This is a genomic window from Actinomycetospora rhizophila, assembly GCF_042657905.1.
Lineage (GTDB): Bacteria > Actinomycetota > Actinomycetes > Mycobacteriales > Pseudonocardiaceae > Actinomycetospora > Actinomycetospora rhizophila.
Genome location: NZ_JBHSKG010000004.1, coordinates 243,177 through 260,468 on the forward strand (window position 1 = coordinate 243,177; position 17,292 = coordinate 260,468).

General features: G+C 75.6%; 15 protein-coding genes. 8 read left to right on the forward strand and 7 right to left on the reverse strand.

Features of this window, described 5'->3' with window-relative positions:
* Positions 1–264: 264 nt before the first annotated feature.
* Together ACFPK1_RS10545 and ACFPK1_RS10550 are read right to left on the reverse strand one after the other, a co-directional pair.
* On the reverse strand, positions 265–1,815 hold the full coding sequence (locus ACFPK1_RS10545) for a hypothetical protein (RefSeq protein ID WP_378020868.1): 1,551 nt from the start codon (positions 1,813–1,815) through the stop codon (positions 265–267).
* Entirely contained in the window at positions 1,812–3,332 is a 1,521-nt protein-coding gene (locus ACFPK1_RS10550; protein WP_378020869.1) for a YibE/F family protein, read from the reverse strand. The genes ACFPK1_RS10545 and ACFPK1_RS10550 overlap by 4 nt, the downstream gene beginning before the upstream one ends.
* A gap of 54 nt (positions 3,333–3,386) precedes the next feature.
* On the opposite strand from ACFPK1_RS10550, the gene ACFPK1_RS10555 reads away from it, so the two are divergent.
* A complete protein-coding gene (locus tag ACFPK1_RS10555; protein ID WP_378020870.1) occupies positions 3,387–4,403 on the forward strand; it encodes an alcohol dehydrogenase catalytic domain-containing protein in 1,017 nt (338 codons plus the stop codon).
* Between the two features lie 53 nt (positions 4,404–4,456).
* Here the strand turns inward: ACFPK1_RS10555 and ACFPK1_RS10560 are convergent, their stop codons facing one another.
* Together ACFPK1_RS10560 and ACFPK1_RS10565 are read right to left on the reverse strand one after the other, a co-directional pair.
* Entirely contained in the window at positions 4,457–5,827 is a 1,371-nt protein-coding gene (locus tag ACFPK1_RS10560) for an acyl-CoA dehydrogenase family protein (protein ID WP_378020871.1), read from the reverse strand.
* A 65-nt stretch (positions 5,828–5,892) separates the two neighbouring features.
* A complete protein-coding gene (locus tag ACFPK1_RS10565; RefSeq protein WP_378020872.1) occupies positions 5,893–6,741 on the reverse strand; it encodes an SCO6745 family protein in 849 nt (282 codons plus the stop codon).
* A 61-nt stretch (positions 6,742–6,802) separates the two neighbouring features.
* On the opposite strand from ACFPK1_RS10565, the gene ACFPK1_RS10570 reads away from it, so the two are divergent.
* The 5 genes from ACFPK1_RS10570 to ACFPK1_RS10590 all read left to right on the forward strand — a co-directional run bounded on the left by ACFPK1_RS10570 (position 6,803) and on the right by ACFPK1_RS10590 (position 13,066).
* Positions 6,803–8,404 (forward strand): Rv2578c family radical SAM protein, encoded by a 1,602-nt coding sequence (locus ACFPK1_RS10570; protein WP_378020873.1) that lies wholly within the window; start codon positions 6,803–6,805, stop codon positions 8,402–8,404.
* Positions 8,405–8,427: 23 nt separating this feature from the next.
* A complete protein-coding gene (locus tag ACFPK1_RS10575; RefSeq protein ID WP_378020874.1) occupies positions 8,428–8,838 on the forward strand; it encodes a TIGR03618 family F420-dependent PPOX class oxidoreductase in 411 nt (136 codons plus the stop codon).
* A gap of 197 nt (positions 8,839–9,035) precedes the next feature.
* A complete protein-coding gene (gene aspS / locus ACFPK1_RS10580; RefSeq protein ID WP_378020875.1) occupies positions 9,036–10,853 on the forward strand; it encodes an aspartate--tRNA ligase in 1,818 nt (605 codons plus the stop codon).
* A 1-nt stretch (position 10,854) separates the two neighbouring features.
* Positions 10,855–11,820 carry a DUF389 domain-containing protein gene (locus ACFPK1_RS10585; protein WP_378020876.1) on the forward strand — a complete coding sequence of 322 codons (966 nt, stop codon included), beginning with the start codon at positions 10,855–10,857 and terminating at the stop codon, positions 11,818–11,820.
* Positions 11,821–11,833: 13 nt separating this feature from the next.
* The gene (locus ACFPK1_RS10590) at positions 11,834–13,066 is read left to right on the forward strand and encodes a hypothetical protein (protein ID WP_378020877.1); all 1,233 of its coding nucleotides are present in this window, start codon (positions 11,834–11,836) and stop codon (positions 13,064–13,066) included.
* A gap of 10 nt (positions 13,067–13,076) precedes the next feature.
* Here the strand turns inward: ACFPK1_RS10590 and ACFPK1_RS10595 are convergent, their stop codons facing one another.
* Positions 13,077–13,739 (reverse strand): hypothetical protein, encoded by a 663-nt coding sequence (locus tag ACFPK1_RS10595; protein WP_378020878.1) that lies wholly within the window; start codon positions 13,737–13,739, stop codon positions 13,077–13,079.
* Between the two features lie 119 nt (positions 13,740–13,858).
* On the opposite strand from ACFPK1_RS10595, the gene ACFPK1_RS10600 reads away from it, so the two are divergent.
* On the forward strand, positions 13,859–14,632 hold the full coding sequence (locus ACFPK1_RS10600) for an isocitrate lyase/PEP mutase family protein (protein WP_378020879.1): 774 nt from the start codon (positions 13,859–13,861) through the stop codon (positions 14,630–14,632).
* A gap of 46 nt (positions 14,633–14,678) precedes the next feature.
* On the opposite strand, the gene ACFPK1_RS10605 is transcribed toward ACFPK1_RS10600, so the two are convergent.
* Together ACFPK1_RS10605 and ACFPK1_RS10610 are read right to left on the reverse strand one after the other, a co-directional pair.
* Positions 14,679–15,848, reverse strand: coding sequence for an aminotransferase class I/II-fold pyridoxal phosphate-dependent enzyme (locus ACFPK1_RS10605; RefSeq protein WP_378020880.1), 1,170 nt, complete (start codon positions 15,846–15,848; stop codon positions 14,679–14,681).
* A gap of 34 nt (positions 15,849–15,882) precedes the next feature.
* Positions 15,883–16,362 carry an Lrp/AsnC family transcriptional regulator gene (locus ACFPK1_RS10610; RefSeq protein ID WP_378020881.1) on the reverse strand — a complete coding sequence of 160 codons (480 nt, stop codon included), beginning with the start codon at positions 16,360–16,362 and terminating at the stop codon, positions 15,883–15,885.
* A 47-nt stretch (positions 16,363–16,409) separates the two neighbouring features.
* On the opposite strand from ACFPK1_RS10610, the gene ACFPK1_RS10615 reads away from it, so the two are divergent.
* Positions 16,410–17,291 carry a polysaccharide deacetylase family protein gene (locus tag ACFPK1_RS10615; protein ID WP_378020882.1) on the forward strand — a complete coding sequence of 294 codons (882 nt, stop codon included), beginning with the start codon at positions 16,410–16,412 and terminating at the stop codon, positions 17,289–17,291.
* Position 17,292: the final 1 nt, after the last annotated feature.

The window sequence follows — 17,292 nt, forward strand, 5'->3', positions numbered from 1 at the left end:
TCGTCGCGGTCGCACCCGTGACGAGCGGACGACGCCCTCGCTGCCCTCCGACGCAGCGAGGGCGTCGTTCGTTGCGTGGGGGTGCCTGCGCGGAGATCAGGAGAGCGACATCCACCTCGCGCACGCGTCGCGGGTGCACTCCGCTCTCGTGATCTCCGTTCGAGCCGGCGTCGGGCCCGGCACGGAGATCAGCAGGTCGAAAGGCACCCGCGCCGGCCCCTCCGAGGTGCCTTTCGGCCCGGTGATCTCGGTCGGGGCGGGGCGCTACTCGCCCGAGCGGCTCTTGCGCCCCGCGGGGAGGCGGTCGACGAGGCGCCCGAGGCGTTCGGTGGTGCCCTGCAGCGGGGCGAGGGCGTCGGCGAGGATCTTGATCTGCTCGTCGAGGTCGTCGATGCGCCCGGCAAGGGTGCGCAGGTCGGGGCTGACCTTCTGCAGCTCTCCGGCCGCGGTGGTCAGCGACGTGTCGAGCGTGCTCAGGCGCGCGGGCACCTCGGGGAAGGTCGAGTCGGCGTGCCGGGCCAGGGTCTCGACGTGCTCGACCGCCCCGCTGATCGTCCGCACCTCGTCCACGGCGCCCGCGATCTGCGCCAGCGCCGGGGCGGCGCCGGCGAGGGCGTGCAGGTCGTCGACGGCGCCGGTCAGGGCGTGCAGGTCGTCGGCGGCCTCGGCCAGCGCGGCGATCGTCGGGACGGCCTCGGCGAGCCGCGCGATCGTCGGGACGGCGTCGGCGAGGGCGGCGACGGTGGGCACGGCGTCGGCCAGGCGACCCACCGAGGGCACACCGTGTGCGATCTGGGCGACGGACCCGGTCGCGCCGGCGAGGGTGCGCAGGTCGCTCGTCGCGCCGGCGAGCGTGCCCAGGTCGTCGACGGCGCTCGCGATCCGCTGCAGCGTGGGGGCCGCGCCCGCGAGCTCCTCGAGGTGCGGCACCGCCGCCCCGAGCTGCTCCAGCGCCGGGGCGGCGCCGGCCAGCTGCTCGAGCATCGGCGCCGCGGCACCGAGCTGCCGGAGTGCGGGCACCGCGGAGGCGAGGGCGGCGATGTCACCGCGGGCCTCGCCGATCTGCTGGAGGGCGGGCACGGCCTCGCTGAGCGCGTGGATGTCCGGCGCCGCGCCCGCGATCGTCTGCAGCGCCGGCACGGCGCCGGCCAGGGCGGCGATGTCACCGCGGGCCTCGCCGATCTGCTGGAGGGCGGGGACGGCCTGCGCGAGGGCGGCGATGTCACCGCGGGCCTCGCCGATCTGCTGGAGGGCGGGCACGGCCTCGGTGAGCGCGTGGATGTCGGGCGCGGCCCCGGCGATCGCCTCGAGCGCGGGCACCGCACCGGCCAGGGCGTGCAGGTCGTCGACGGCGTCGCCGAGGCGCGCCAGGGACGGCGCGGCCTCGGCCAGCCGGTCGAGGGCGGGCGCGGCGCCGGCGATCCGCTCGAGCGTCGGCACCGCGCGGGCCAGGGCGTGCAGGTCGTCGACGGCGCCGGCGAGGCGGTCGAGGGCGTCGGTCGCGTAGGACAGGCGCGTGAGGTCGGGGGCGAGATCGTCGAGGGTGTGCTGGAGCCCCGAGGCGACGGGCAGCAGCTGCTCGAGCATCGACACGAGACGCGGCACGGCGCGCAGGGCGTCGGCGACGAGCGGGCTGAGGTCGGCGGTGCTGCGGGCGCCCTGGGTGGCGATGTCGGCGATGCCCCGCACGATCGCCGGGCCGTGCAGCGTCAGCTCGACCGCCGTGCGGGTCGAGGCGACGACGAGCGCGCGGGCGGTGTCGAGGACCCCGCTCGGCGGGCTCTCGACGGAGCGCGGGAGGGCGGGTCGGCTCATGCGGGCTCACCCCGGGACTCGGTGCTGGCGGTGCCGCTGCGGACGGCGCGGACGACGACGGCGGCGAGGAAGGTGGTCAGCGGGACCGAGGCGACCAGCCCGATGCTGCCGACCAGGGTCCGCACGACCTCCTGCGCCACGTCCTCCGCGGTGAGCAGGTCGCCGAGACCCCGCCCCGCCAGCGCGAACAGCAGCAGCAGGGGCAGCGCCGCCCCGGCGTAGGCGAGGACGAGCGTGTTCACCGCCGAGGCGACGTGATCACGACCGACACGCATGGCGGCACCATAGAGGTCGGCGAGCCGCGCGGCCGGGTCAGCGCGGTGCAGCTCCCAGACGGCGCTGGTCTGGGTGACGGTGACGTCGTCGAGCACACCCAGCGCGCCGATGATCACCCCGGCGAGCAGCAGCCCGCGCAGGTCCAGCCCGGGCCCGAGCACCCCGGCGAGCTCCGAGGCCTCCTCGCCCAGCCCGGTCAGCCGCGAGGTGGCGGCGAAGAGCACCGCGAGCACACCGATCAGCCCGAGGCTCGCCAGCGTCCCGAGGGCCGCGGTGGCCGTGCGCGCCGAGACCCCGTGGGTCAGCGGGAGGACGACGCCGACGATGAGCCCCGCGGCGGTGAGCGCCACCGGCACGGGCGCCGACCCGGTCGCCAGCGCGGGCAGGACGAACAGCGCGAGCACGCCCAGGGTCACGCCGAGGGCGACGAGTGCGGCGAGGCCCTGCCAGCGGCCCAGCAGCAGCACCGCCAGCGCGAACGCCCCGCCGAGCACCAGCAGCGGCGGGCCGCGCTGGAAGTCGACGATCGTGTAGGTCAGGGGGTCGGCGGGGTCGCCGCCCGCCCAGCCCAGCACCACGGGGTCGCCGACGGCGAAGCGCGGCGAGCCGGGGGTGGCCGGCGCGAGGCTGACGATCGTGCTCCCGGCGGCGGGGCCCTCGCCCAGGCGCAGCGTCACGGCCACGCAGCCCTCGCCGGGGCCGGGGGAGGGCAGGTTGGGGTCGGTGCAGTCGGACTCGGCGGCGGCGCGGATCACCTCGGCGTCGACGGGGGTCTGCGACCCCAGTCCCGGCGCGCCCTGCCCCGTCGCGGCGCGTACGCCGACCTGCGCGTACTCGCCCGGCGACGGCGCCAGCACCACGAGCCCGACCAGCACCGCGAGCGCGCACGGCGCCAGGAGCGCCGCGAGCACCCAGCGGATCCGTCGCCCGGACGGACCGTCGAGGTCCCCGCCGCCGTGCCCGTGGCCGTGGCCGTGCCCGCTCGCCGCCGGCTCGGCGCGCCGCCGCCGTCCCGGGTTCGCCCCGCGGGACGAGGCACGGGGTGTGTCAGCCTGGCTGCCACGCTGGCGCTCGACGTCAGAAATTCCCCCTGCTCGCCGCCCGCGGCGTCGGTCGCCGTTCTCGGCGGTCTCCCGCGGCACCCGGATCGGCCCGGTGGGGGCGTCGTCGTCGCTCTGCGTCGCCGTCGCCGCGCCCGTCTCGGGACGCGCGCGGCGCGCCGGCGGCCGGGGGGACGTCACGGGGCCATCATCGCCGGGGCCGTGACGAACCGGACGCCGGGGGAGACTCGACCCGTGCGCGCGGTGCTGATCGAGGACTTCGGGGCCGACCCGACGGTGGTGGAGCGACCCGATCCGGTGCTGGAGCCCGACGGCGTCGTCGTGGCCGTCGAGGCGACCGGGCTGTGCGCGAGCGACCGGTTCGCCTGGCGCGGCCACGACGCGGGGGTCGTGACGCCGTTCGTGCCCGGCCACGAGCTCGTCGGGCGGGTCGTGGCGGTCGGCGACGCGGTGCGGCGGGCCCGCGTGGGCGACCGCGTCATCACCCCGTTCGTGCAGGGCTGCGGGCGCTGCGCAGCCTGCGCGGCGGGGCAGGCCCAGGTCTGCCCCGACCAGGAGCAGCCCGGCTTCACCCACGACGGGTCGTTCGCCGAGCGTGTCGCGCTGCGCCACGCCGACACCAACCTCGTCGCGGTGCCCGAGGACCTCGACGCGGGCGGCGCGGCCTTGCTCGGCTGCCGGGTGGCCACCGCCTTCCGCGCGGTCGTCGACCGCGGGGGCGTGCGGCCCGGCGACCGGCTCCTGGTCCTCGGGGCCGGCGGGGTGGGGCTCGCGGCCGTGCTCGTGGCGCGGGCGTCGGGGGCCGAGGCGCTCGTCGTCGACCCGGCCCCGGCGGCGCGGGCGCGGGCCCTCGCGCTGGGGGCGACGGCGGCGCTCGACCCGGCCGTCGGGCCCGAGGAGCTGCGCGCGGCCCTCGGGGACGGCGGCGCGCGGGTCGCGGTGGAGGCGGCCGGGCGGGCGGACTCGCTCGCGCTCGGGGTCCGCGCGCTGCGCACCCAGGGGACGTTGGTGCAGGTCGGGCTGCTGTCGACCGAGCCGGCGGTGCCGGTGCCCGACGTCATCGCCCGCGAGCTCGCCCTGCTCGGGAGCCACGGGATGGCGGCGGCCGACTACCCGCGCCTGCTCGCCCTCGTCGCCGACGGCCGGCTCGACCCCGCGCAGCTCGTGACCCGCCGGATCGGGCTCGACGAAGCGCCGGCGGCGCTGGCGGCGCCACCCGTGCCCGGTGAGGTGGTCGTCATCGTGCCGTGAGCGGGTGGCTTTCCTGACGTTGAGCGCGAGCGTGGCCGCCACGCTGACCCACCTCAGGCACCGGGGGCGGCGAGGCGCCCGCCGAGGCGGAGCACCGATTCCGGCGCCTTCTTCGCCAGGCGCAGGAACGTCTCGCCGGCCCGGGCGCGGGCGAGCGAGCCGTGCCCGAACTTGCGGCTCAGGCCGCCGTGGTCGCCGGGCAGGTGGTGGTGCAGCGGGGTGGCGGTGGCCTCGGGATCGCCGAGCGAGCGGCCGATCACCAGGCGCTGGATCTCGCTGGTGCCCTCGAAGATCGTGTAGAGCTTCGCGTCGCGGTACCACTTCTCGACCGGGAGGTCGTCGACGTAGCCCCAGCCGCCGCAGGTCTGCACGGCCTGCTCGGCGGCGCGCACGGCGACCTCGGACGCCTTGAGCTTGGACATCGAGCCCTCGCCGAGCCGGAACGGGACGCCGTTCGCCGCCATCCACGACGCCCGCCAGCACAGCAGCCGCGCGGCGTCGATGTCGGCGGCGAGGTCGGCGAGGGGGAACGCGATGCCCTGGTTGTCGAGGATCGGTCCGCCGAACGCCTCGCGCTCGCGGGCGTACGCGCAGGCGTACTCGAAGCTGGCCCGTGCCACGCCGAGCGCCATCGCCGCGACCATCGGGCGGGTCTGCTCGAACGTCCCCAGCGCCGCCGGCTTCCCCTCGCCGCGCCGGGCCTTGTCCAGCTTGTGCTCGAGCTTGTCCTCGCCACCGAGGAGGTTGTCGGCGGGGATGCGGCACTCCCGGAACGACAGCTCGGCGGTGTGCGAGGCGCGGTGGCCGAGCTTGCGCAGGCGCCGGACCTGCTCCATGCCCGGCGTGTCCTTCGGGACCACGAACATGGCCTGGCCCTTGGTGCCGAGCTCCGGGTCGACGACGGCGTTCACGATCGTCACGTCGGCGATGCCGCCGTTGCCGATCCAGATCTTGTCGCCGTCGAGCACCCAGTCGCCACCGTCCTTGCGGGCGCGTGTCTGCAGGTTGGCGACGTCGCTGCCGCCCTGCGGCTCGGAGACCGCGAGCGCCGCGAGCTTGATGTCCCCGGGCTCGCCGAACATCTCCGGCGCCCAGCGAGCGACCTGCTCGGGCGTGCCCGCCTGGTTGAGCGCCGAGAGCGCGAGCGCGGGCAGCACCACGGTCAGCCCGATCCCGGCGCAGCCCCAGAACATCTCCTCGAGGAAGAGCGGCAGCGAGAGCCCGGTCGGGTCGGCGATGAGGTCGGCGTAGAAGAGCGCGTTGTAGAAGCCCTCCTGCGCGGCCCGGTCGACGATCTCCCACGGGCACTCCTCGGCCGCGTCGTAGCGCGCCGCGGCCGGCCGGACGACGTCCTGGGCGAAGGCGTGGGTGCGCCGCACCAGCTCGTGGTGGGCGGGCGTCAGCTCGAGGGTGAAGGCGCTCATCGATACTCCGATCTGGTGTTCACCCGTGGTACCGCGTACCGACGGTACCGAAACCAGGGACACGATCAGGAGCGGGGCAGGCCGATCGGGTTGGGGAACGGGATCGCGGCGGCCGCGGCGTCCGTCAGCGGTCCGAGGAGCTCGGCGAGCCGGTCGGTGGCGGTGCCCCCCAGCGCGCGCCAGGGCCCGGCGGCGGCGCGGTCGGTGTCGCGCTCGACGGCGTCGCGGGCGGCGCGACCGGCGTCGGTGAGCGCGCCGTCGGTGGCGAGCCAGCCGCGGGCGAGCAGCCCGTCGCCCGCCGACGCCCAGACCTCCTCGCCGAGCCGGCGCGACTCCCGCAGCGACGCCGACTCGCCGGCCGCGGTCTTGAGCCGGTGGGCGGACACCGGCCCGATGCCGTGCGTGACGAGCGCGGCGACGTGCCCGTCGCCCCGGTGCTCGCGCAGGGTCGTCGCGGCCTGCCAGAGGGCGAGGTGCGGCTCCGGCGGGCGCGGGAGGGCCTGGTTGGCGGCCGCGAGCACCCGCCCGGCCGTGTCGGCGGCGTCCGCGGCGGCGCCGGCGAGGGCCGCGGCCTCGGCCACGTGTTCGCCGTCGGGACCGCCGGGCACGTCGTCCAGCAGGCGGCGCAGGGCCCGGTCGACGCCGTCGAGGCGGGACGCGAGGCAGGTCGCGGGGTCGGCGAGGGCCCAGGCGTCGGGCAGGGCGCGGGTGATGCGGTCACGGTGGAAGCCGTGGAAGCACGCCCACGCGGCGTCGGGGCCCACGGCGCCCAGCGGGGCCGCGCGCTGGGCCACGTAGCCCATCCAGAAGCCGCGCAGGCCCGCGGCGTCGGCGGCGTCGCGGGCCTCGGGCGCGAAGTAGGTGACGGCGTGCAGGGGCTCGAGCAAGGTCCACAGGCGGCGGGCGTCGTCCACGGCGAGGATGGTGGCCCGGGCAGCGGTTGCCCCGACATCGAACACGTGTTCGAATGGTCGGGTGCGGTGGGAAGCGCAGAAGGTCGCCGGGGGGCCCGAGGAGCTGCCGGGCATGCCCGCGCTCAAGGGGCTGGTCCGCAGCGTCCGGACGCCCGAGTTCGCCGGGATCACGTTCCACGAGGTCCGGGCGCGCTCGGTGCTCAACCGGGTGCCCGGGCAGTCGCCGATGCCGTTCTCCTGGACGGTCAACCCCTACCGGGGGTGCAGCCACGCCTGCACCTACTGCCTCGCGCCCGACACCCCGGTGCTCATGGTCGACGGCACGAGCGTGCGGCTGGCCGACGTGCGCGTGGGCGACCTGGTGGTGGGCACCGCGATGCGCGGCGGCGCCCGCAGCCTGGTCCCGACGCCCGTGCACGACGCCTGGACCACGACGAAGCCGGCGTGGCGGGTGCGTCTGCTCGACGGCACCACGCTGGTGGCCAGCGCCGACCACCGGTTCCTCACCCCGCGCGGCTGGGTGCACGTGCGCCCCGAGGGCTGCGAGGGCACCGAGCGGCCCCACCTGCGGGTCGGTGACCACCTGGTCGGCGCCGAGACGCTGGCCGACGAGGCGTTCCGGCGCCCGGGCTCGCCGCCGGTGGCGCCCGCCCCGCCCGGCGACGTCCCGGGCGGGCGGGTCGTCACGGCGGTCGAGGAGCTCCCCGGCGAGCACGCGCTGGCCGACCTCACCACCGGCACCGGCGACTTCGTGGCCGACGGCGTCATCAGCCACAACTGCTTCGCGCGCAACACCCACACCTACCTCGACCTGGACGCGGGCGACGATTTCGACCGCCAGGTGGTCGTCAAGCTCAACGCTCCCGAGGTGCTGGCCCGCGAGGTGCGCTCGCCGCGCTGGAGCCGCGAGCACGTCGCCATGGGCACCAACACCGACCCCTACCAGCGCGCCGAGGGCCGCTACGCGCTCATGCCCGGGATCATCAGGGCGCTGGGCGGATCGGGGACGCCGTTCTCGATCCTCACCAAGGGCACGCTGCTCGCCCGCGACCTCCCCGAGCTGACGGCCGCCGCGCGCGACGTCCCGGTCGGGGTCGGGGTGTCGCTGGCGCTGCTCGACCCCGAGCTGCACCGCCGGGTCGAGCCCGGCACGCCCACACCGCGGGCGCGGCTCGACCTCGTGCGCCGCATCCGCGACGCCGGTCTGCCGTGCGGGGTGTTCGTGGCCCCGGTGCTGCCCGGGCTCACCGACACCGACGAGGCGCTCGACGCCCTGCTCGGCGAGATCGCCGACGCCGGGGCCAGCGGGGCGAGCGTGCTCGCGCTGCACCTGCGGCCCGGGACGCGCGAGTGGTTCCACGCCTGGCTGGCGCGGGAGCGCCCCGGGCTGATCGAGCGCTACGCGGCCCTCTACCGCCGCGGCGCCTACGTCGACGCCGCCTACCGGCGCGACCTGGCCGCCCGCGTCGGCCCGATGCTCGAGCGCCACGGGCTCGCCGGCGGCGGGCATGCCATGGGCGGGCGGCAGGGCGGCGGTGAAGGCTACGGCGAACGCCAGGACGGCCTCGAGGGCAAGGGCGGCTGGCCCGACGGGGCGATGCCGCCGCCCGCCGTGCCCGAGGCGGTGGTCACCGCACCGCCCGAACAGCTCTCCCTGCTGTGAGGTGGGGCCCCTAGCCTGCGGACATGGATCTGGACGAGGCGCGGCAGGTGCTGCGCGACCAGCACCGCGCGGTGCTGGCCACCCGGCGCGGCGACGGCGACCCGCAGCTCTCCCCGGTGGTGGTGGGCGTCGACGCCGACGGCGCGGCGACCGTGAGCACCCGCGAGACCGCGCTGAAGACGAAGAACTTGCGCCGCGAGGCCCGCGCGTGGCTCTGCGTCCTGCCCGACGGCTTCTTCGGCCGCTGGGTGCAGGTCGAGGGCGAGGTGGAGATCGTCGAGCTGCCGGACGCCCTCGCCGGGCTCCGCGACCTCTACCGGCAGGTCTCCGGCGAGCACCCCGACTGGGACGACTTCGACGAGGCGATGCGCCGCGAGCGGCGGGTCCTGCTGCGCGTGCACCTCGACCGGGCGGGTCCGGACCGTAGCGGCTGAGGGGCAGACCCGGGGGAGTAGGGCCGGTGCGGGTATCCCTCTGCCCTCGACGTCGACGGGATGCTCGACCGGGTGCAGCACCCGAGCGTCGTGGTGGAGCAGCCGTGACCTGCCCGCGCGGGCACCCGGGATGCGGGCGTCGATAGCCTCGTGGGGACGTCCACCGCCCCACACCCGATCCAGGAGCACCACCCCAGATGATGCGCACGCACTCCGCCGGCACGCTGCGCGCCGAGCACGTCGGCGCCACCGTCACCCTCGCCGGATGGGTGGCCCGCCGGCGCGATCACGGCGGCGTGGTGTTCATCGACCTCCGCGACGCGTCGGGCGTCGTGCAGGTGGTGTTCCGGCTCGGCGACGTGGCCGAGGAGTCCCACCGGCTGCGCTCGGAGTTCTGCGTGCAGATCACCGGCGTCGTCGAGCAGCGCCCCGCGGGCAGCGAGAACGCCGAGCTCGCGACCGGGGCCGTCGAGGTCAGCGCCACGGCGCTCACGGTGCTCTCCGAGTCGGCGCCGCTGCCCTTCCAGCTCGACGAGCACGGGGACGTCGGCGAGGACGCCCGCTTCCGGTACCGCTACCTGGACCTGCGCCGTGAGGGCCCGGCGTCGGCGATCCGGCTCCGCAGCCGGGCCAACAAGATCGCCCGCGACGTGCTCACCGACCGCGACTTCGTCGAGATCGAGACGCCGACGCTGACCCGGTCCACCCCCGAGGGCGCCCGCGACTTCCTCGTGCCGGCCCGGCTGAAGCCCGGCAGCTGGTACGCGCTGCCGCAGTCGCCGCAGCTGTTCAAGCAGCTGCTCATGGTGTCCGGGCTGGAGCGCTACTTCCAGATCGCGCGCTGCTACCGCGACGAGGACTTCCGCGCCGACCGCCAGCCCGAGTTCACCCAGCTCGACATCGAGGCGAGCTTCGTCGACCAGGACGACGTCATCGCGCTCGGCGAGGCTGTCGTCGCCGCGCTGTGGTCCGAGCTCGGCGGCTACGAGATCCCCACGCCGATCCCGCGGATCCCGTATCTCGAGGCCATGGCGCGGTACGGCTCGGACAAGCCGGACCTGCGCTTCGACCTCGAGCTCACCGAGCTCACCGAGTACTTCGCCGACACGCCGTTCCGCGTGTTCCAGGCGCCCTACGTCGGCGCCGTCGTCATGCCGGGCGGCGCGTCCCAGCCGCGGCGCACGCTCGACGGCTGGCAGGACTGGGCCAAGCAGCGCGGCGCCAAGGGCCTCGCGTACGTCCTGGTCGGCGAGGACGGCACGCTGACCGGGCCCGTCGCCAAGAACATCAGCGACGCCGAGCGCGAGGGCCTCGCCAAGGCGGCCGGCGCCAACCCGGGCGACTGCATCTTCTTCGGCGCGGGCACGCCCGCGGAGGGTCGTGCCCTGCTGGGGGCCACGCGGGGCGAGATCGCCCGCCGCCTCGACCTCATCCCCGAGGGCTCCTGGTCGTTCGTCTGGGTCGTGGACGCGCCGCTGTTCGAGGCGGCCGGCAGCACCGACGACGTGGCCGTGGGCTCGGGGCAGTGGACGGCGGTGCACCACGCGTTCACCTCCCCGACGCCGGACTGGATCGACACGTTCGAGCAGGACCCCGAGCACGCGCTGGCCTACGCCTACGACCTCGTCTGCAACGGCAACGAGATCGGCGGGGGGTCCATCCGTATCCACCGCAAGGACGTCCAGCAGCGGGTGTTCGCCCTCATGGGGCTGACGCCCGAGCAGCAGGAGGAGAAGTTCGGCTTCCTGCTCGACGCCTTCGCCTACGGGCCCCCGCCCCACGGCGGCATCGCGTTCGGCTGGGACCGGATCTGCGCGCTGCTCGCCGGGGTCGACTCGATCCGCGAGGTCATCGCCTTCCCCAAGACCGGCGGCGGCTACGACCCGCTGACCGCGGCGCCCGCGCCCATCACGGCGCTCCAGCGCAAGGAGGCGGGGGTCGACGCGGGCGCGCCGACGAAGCCCGACACCCAGCCCGCGGCACCGGTGAAGCCGCAGGAGCGACCGGTGCAGTGAGGTGAACCGCCTGCGGGTGCTCTGTCCCGACGCGGCGGACGGCCTTGCCGACCGTGTCCTCGCGGTCCTGCACGCCGAGCCCGGGGCGGTGCACGTGGTGCGGCTGCGCGGCGCCGCGGTGGACCCGCCCGGCGACGTCGTGGAGGCCGACGTCGCCCGCGAGGCCGTCGACGAGGTGCTCGAGACCCTGCGCGACCTCGGCTGCGCGGAGCGCGGCGGCATGGTGCTCGAGACCCTCGACACCGTCGTCTCGGCGGCCGCGGACAAGGCCGAGGAGGCCACGCCGGGCGAGGGCATCGACGCCGTGGTGTGGGACGAGCTGATCGCCCGGACCGGCCAGCAGGCGCGCCTGTCGGTGACGTTCGTGGTCATGCTGACCATCGCGTGCCTGCTGGGCGCGATCGGAATCGTCACCAACTCGCCGGTCACGGTCGTCGGCGCCATGGTCCTCGGGCCCGAGTTCGGCCCGCTGGCCGCGCTCGCGGTCGCGGTGGTGCGCCGCGACGGGCCCCTGGCCCGCACGGCGGCACTCGCGCTCGCCGCGGGGTTCGCCATCGCGCTGGTCGTCACCGCGCTCGCCGCGGCCCTCGGCGACGCGGTCGGGCTCATCCCCGACGACACCCTGACGAACCTCTCCGGGGTGGAGTTCGTCTACCAGGTCGGTCCGTTCTCGCTGGTCATCGCCCTGCTCGCCGGGATCGCCGGGATGGTCGCGCTCATCGCGGGCGAGGGATCAGGGGTGCTGGTCGGCGTGTTCATCTCGGTCACCACCGTGCCCGCGGCCGGCTTCGCGGCGGTGGCCGCCGTCCTCGCCGAGTGGCCGCGAGCCGCGAGCTCGCTCGTGCAGCTGCTCGTCAACGTGGCCGGCATCGTGCTCGCCGGAGTGATCGTCCTGCTGCTCGTCCGGACGTCCCGACGACGGCGAGGGGTGCCCGAATCCCTCCCGGGACGGGGTGCGGGCGGGTAGAGTTCACCAGCTGATGGCTTCCCTCACGACGGACGACGCGGACACCTCCGACGGCCGGGCGGGTGGTGGCCGGGGCTCGGCCGACCGCACGGCGGAGGTGGTCGGCCTGGCCGAGGAGCTGCTCACCCGGCGCCACGGCGCCACGGTGCGGCTCGCCGACGCGCTCGACCTCGGCGGCAGCGAGCGCTCCCTCGTGGTGCGCGTGCGCGTCACCGAGAACCCGTTCTCGCTGCCGCGCACCCTGGTCGTCAAGCACTACCTCGACGAGCCGGGCGGGCGCAGCGCGGTCCGGTTCAGCTACGAGGCGGCGTCCTGCCAGCTGCTGACGGCGATGCCCTCGGAGGAGCGCGCGAGCCCGATGCTGGTGGCGCAGGACCCGACGCACCGGCTGCTCGTGCTCGAGGACCTCGGGCGCTGCGCGACGCTGGCCGACCGTCTCGACGAGCGGGACGCGAAGGCCGCGGAGCGCGGGCTGCTCGGATGGGCCCGGGCGCTGGGGCGGATGCAAGCGTCCACGGCGGGCCGCGAGGACGACTTCGGGGCCCTGCTGCGCCGCTTCGGCGAGCGCACGTGGCGCGACCCGCTGGCCGACGACGCCCGCGCCGCGCTGGCCGAGGTGCCCGACCAGCTCGCGCAGCTGCTGCGCGTCGAAGCCGCGCCGGCCGCGGTCGACGAGGCCCGCGGCGCCGCGCGCCTGCTGGGCGGCTCGGGCTACCGCGCGTTCAGCCCCGCCGAGATCCGGCCCGACAACTGCCTGGTCACCGGCAGCGGGTCGCGCTTCCTCGACTTCGAGTGGGCCTGCTTCCGCGACGTGGCGCTCACCGGCGCGTCGCTGCGCCTGCCCCTGCCCAGCGGCGGGCCGGCGCACGCCCAGCCGCCGGGGATGGCCGAGGCCATGGTCGCCGCGTGGCAGGCCGAGCTGACGCCGGTCTGGGCCGACCTCGCCGACCCCGAGGTCCTGCGCGAGCGCCTGCTGCAGGCCGAGGTGCTGTGGGTGTGGCTCGCGACGCGGGCGCTGCTGCCCGGCGTCGTGGGCGCGGAGGAGTCGGAGCGCCGGCCCCACGTGGTGGTCGCCGACCCGGGGCACGACGCCCCCGCCGTGCTCAGCGCCCTGTGGCGCCGTCTCGGGGTCGACGCCGAGCGCGCGGGGCGGGTCGCGACCGCCGAGCTCGCGGCGTCGACGGTGGGCGCGCTCGGGCGCCACGGCGGCGACGTCGCGCTGCCGCCGTACCCCGCCTTCGTCTGAGGGGCCGGGCTCAGCAGAGCCGGGCGCGGTGGACGAACGCGTCCGCCGCGTCGCCCGACCACGCGGCGGCGCCCGTGGCCGCGAGGGCCTCGGCGCGGCGCCGGCCCGCGAGCAGGAGCAGCAGCGCGTCGGCGTCGATCTCGACGACGTCCGGCTCGGCGTCGCCGGGCCCGGTGCAGCGCCCGCCGACGACGTGGACGGTGCGCTCGAGCGCGGCGGTGCCCTCCGGGCGGCGGACCACGAGGCGCACGGTGGCGTCACGGGCCCCGAGGGCGGCAACGAGCAGGCGCGGTGCCATGTCGATGACGAGGCGGCAGGCCTCGACGGTCGCCGTCGCGTGGTCGGCGAGGTCGACCGGCGTCGCGAGGGCCGTGGTCAGGTCGTGGGCGTGCAGGCACAGGTCGAGGCAGTCGGCGCTGCGCTCCCGGTCGCCGGGCGGGCGGCCCTCGAGGCGCAGCGCGGTGCGCCGCCGGGCGCCGGCCAGGGAGGACGCCAGCCGCTCGGGGCCGGCGAAGTGCGTGCCGCCGTGGTCGCCCGCGAGGTGGGCGACGAGGTCACCGACCGTCGGTTCCGGTCCGGGGGCGGGGCGGGTCCAGTCGTCCGCGTCCAGCCGGGCGACGGCGTCCTCGGCCACGTCCCAGAGCTCGAGCACCGCCTGCGTCGCGTCGTCCATCGCTACCGCCGCCCGTCGGTCGCATACCGTGACGACAGTATGTGACTGGCACCACAGGCGGCAACGACCGGGCGGGGCACGCCACGTTGGGCGTCGCCGCTGCGGGGTACCGGACCGGCATGAGCACCGCTGACAAGGCAGCCGAACTCCGCCGACTGCACGAGGCCCCCGAGCTGCTCGTGGTCGTCAACGTGTGGGACGCGATCACGGCGACCACGGTCGCGAACACCCCCGGCACGAAGGCCCTCGCCACTGCCAGCCACGGGATCGCCGCCTCGCGCGGCTACCCCGACGGCGAGGTGATCCCGCGCGAGGAGATGATCAGCGAGGTCGGGCTCATCGCCCGGCAGACCGAGCTGCCGGTGACCGCCGACCTCGAGGCCGGCTACGGCGACCCGGGCGGCACGATCTCGCGGGCGATCGACGTCGGGATCGTCGGCGCGAACCTCGAGGACCAGCTCAAGCCGCTGTCCGAGTCGGTGAAGGCCGTCGAGGCGGCCGTGGCCGCGGCGGAGAGGGCGGGCGTGCCGTTCGCGCTCAACGCCCGCACCGACGCCTGGGTGCGCGGCGGCGACCGCGACCCGAAGGTCATCCTCGACGACGCGATCGAGCGCGGCCGCGCCTACCTCGAGGCCGGCGCCACCAGCTTCTTCGTCCCCGGCAAGCTGGACGAGGAGACGATCCGGACCCTGGTCGCCGAGCTGGGCGAGCGCAAGGTCAACGTCATCGGCGTGCCCGGGATGCCGGGCACGCAGCGCCTGGGCGAGCTGGGCGTCGCCCGCTGCTCGTTCGGGCCGTGGAGCCAGAACGTGGCCCTGACCGCGCTGGCGCAGCTCGCCGAGGCCGCCTACGCCGGCGGCGGCCTGCCCGAGGGCACCCGCAAGCTCAACTGACGGGGTCCACGTGAGCGAACTTCGGGGCTATAGCCCCGAAGTTCGCTCACGTACGGGAGGACAGGAAGGTGCCGATCCGCTCGAGGGCCTCCTCGAGCAGGGGGAGCGCGGTCGCGTAGGAGCAGCGGACGTGCCCCTCGCCCGAGGGCCCGAACACGTCGCCCGGGACGACGGCCACCTTCTGCTCCTCGAGCAGCTGCTCGGCGAAGTCCTGCGACGACAGCCCGCTGCTGCGGATCGACGGGAACGCGTAGAACGCCCCGCCCGGCTCCGGGCACGTCAGCCCGAGCTCGTCGAGCCCCTTGACGAACAGGCGCCGGCGCCGGTCGTAGTCGGCGACCATCTCGGTGACGTCGGGCTCGGCGCTGCGCAGGGCCTCGATCGCGGCGACCTGGCTGACGTGCGGGGCGCAGAGCATCGTGTACTGGTGGATGCGGTGCATCAGCGCCGCCAGCGGCTCCGGCGCGCACACGTAGCCGACCCGCCAGCCGGTCATCGCGTACGACTTCGAGAAGCCGTTGAGCAGCACCGTCCGGTCCCACGCGCCCGGCACCGCGGCGGTGCTCGTGTGCGTGCCGGTGTAGGTGAGCCGGTCGTAGATCTCGTCGCTGACCAGCCAGAAGTCCTCGCGCTCGGCCAGGGCCACCAGCGCGGTGAGGTCCTCGGCCGACTGCGCGGCGCCGGTCGGGTTGGACGGCGACCCGAACAGCACCGCCTTGGTCCGCGGCGTCACCGCGGCCGCGATCCGCGCGGCGTCGAGCCGGTAGCCCTCCGCCGGGTCCATCGCGACGGGCACCGCCACACCGCCCGCGAACGCCACGCACGGCTGGTAGGCGACGTAGGACGGCTCGGGGACGATCACCTCGTCGCCCGGGTTGATCAGCGCGCGCAGCGCGAGGTCGAGCCCCTCGGACACCCCCGAGGTCACCAGGCACTCGTCGGCCGGGCGGTAGGTGATGCCGTGGCGGGCCGCGAGGTCGGCGCAGATCAGCTCGCGCAGCTCGAGCAGCCCCGAGTTGCCCGTGTACGTCGTCGCCCCGCGCGTCAGCGCGTGGATCGCGCTCTCGCGCACGCCCCACGGCGTCGGGAAGTCGGGCTCGCCGACGCCCAGGGTGATGACGCCCTTCATGGTCTGGGCGAGGTCGAAGAACTTGCGGATGCCCGAGGGCGGGCAGGCCTCGACGACCCGGGACAGGGGCTTCTGCGGCGGGGTCACCGGTCCAGCTCCGCTTCGCTGCGTGTCCTGCCCATCAGGGCATCACCGACAGCCGCTGGTCGGGCTCGGGCTCGGTGAGCAGCTCGCCGTCGTCCTTGTAGCGCCGCAGCAGGAAGTGGGTGCTGGTCGCGGTGACGCGCTCGACGCCCGAGAGCTTCTGCGCGACGAAGTCCGCGACCTCCTTCATCGAGGAGCCCTCGACCTCGACCCGCAGGTCCTGCGCGCCCGAGACCAGGTGCACGGCCTTGATCTCGCGGAACCGCGCGATCCGCTCGGCGATGTCGTCGAACCCGCGGCCGCGCTCCGGGGCGACGGTGACGTCGACGAACGCCGTGACGCGGTCCTCGCCGAGCCGGTCGCGGTCGATCACCGTCTTGTAGCGCCGGATGACGCCCTCGGCCTCCCACGCCGCGATCGCCGCGCGCACCTCGTCCTCCGCGATCCCGGTGAGCGCCGCGATCCGTTCCGGGGTCGCACGGGCGTCGGACTCGAGCACGCTGAGGATCTCGCGCATGGGGGAACCCTAGTCGCCGCGGGACGGAGTCGTCGGGAGGAGCAGACGTGACCAAGGAAATCTTCGTGGCGTTCGGGGTGGACGTGGACGCCGTGGCCGGCTGGCTCGGCTCCTACGGCGGACAGGACTCGCCCGACGACATCTCGCGGGGCCTGTTCGCCGGCGAGGTCGGCGTGCCCCGCCTGCTCGAGCTCTTCCGCCGCCACGAGCTGACCCAGACGTTCTTCTGGCCCGGGCACTCCGTGGAGACCTTCCCCGCCGAGTTCGACGCCTGCGTCGCCGCGGGCCACGAGACCGGCGTGCACGGCTACAGCCACGAGAACCCGCTGGCGATGAGCCGCGAGCAGGAGGAGACGATCCTCGACTACTGCGTCGACCTCATCGAGCGCCGCAGCGGGCGCCGCCCCACCGGGTACGTCGCGCCGTGGTGGGAGTTCAGCCGCGTCACCAACGAGATCCTGCTCGACCGCGGCATCCGCTACGACCACTCGCTGATGCACCGCGACGTGACGCCGTACTACGTGCGGGTCGGGGACTCGTGGACGCCGATCGACTACGACCAGCCGGCGCAGGCCTGGATGAAGCCGCTCGAGCGCGGCACCGAGACCGACCTCGTGGAGATCCCGGCGAACTGGTTCCTCGACGACCTGCCGCCGATGATGTTCATCAAGGGCAGCCCGAACAGCCACGGCTTCGTCAACCCCCGCGACATCGAGCAGATGTGGCGCGACCAGTTCGACTGGACCCACCGGGAGTGCGACTACGCGGCCTTCACCATGACGATCCACCCCGACGTCTCCGGGCGGCCCCAGGTGCTGCTCGCCCTGGAGCGGCTCATCGAGCACATCAACGGCCACGACGGGGTGCGCTGGGCGACCTTCGACGAGTTCGCGCAGGACTTCGTCGCCCGGAACCCGCGGGGGGCCTGAG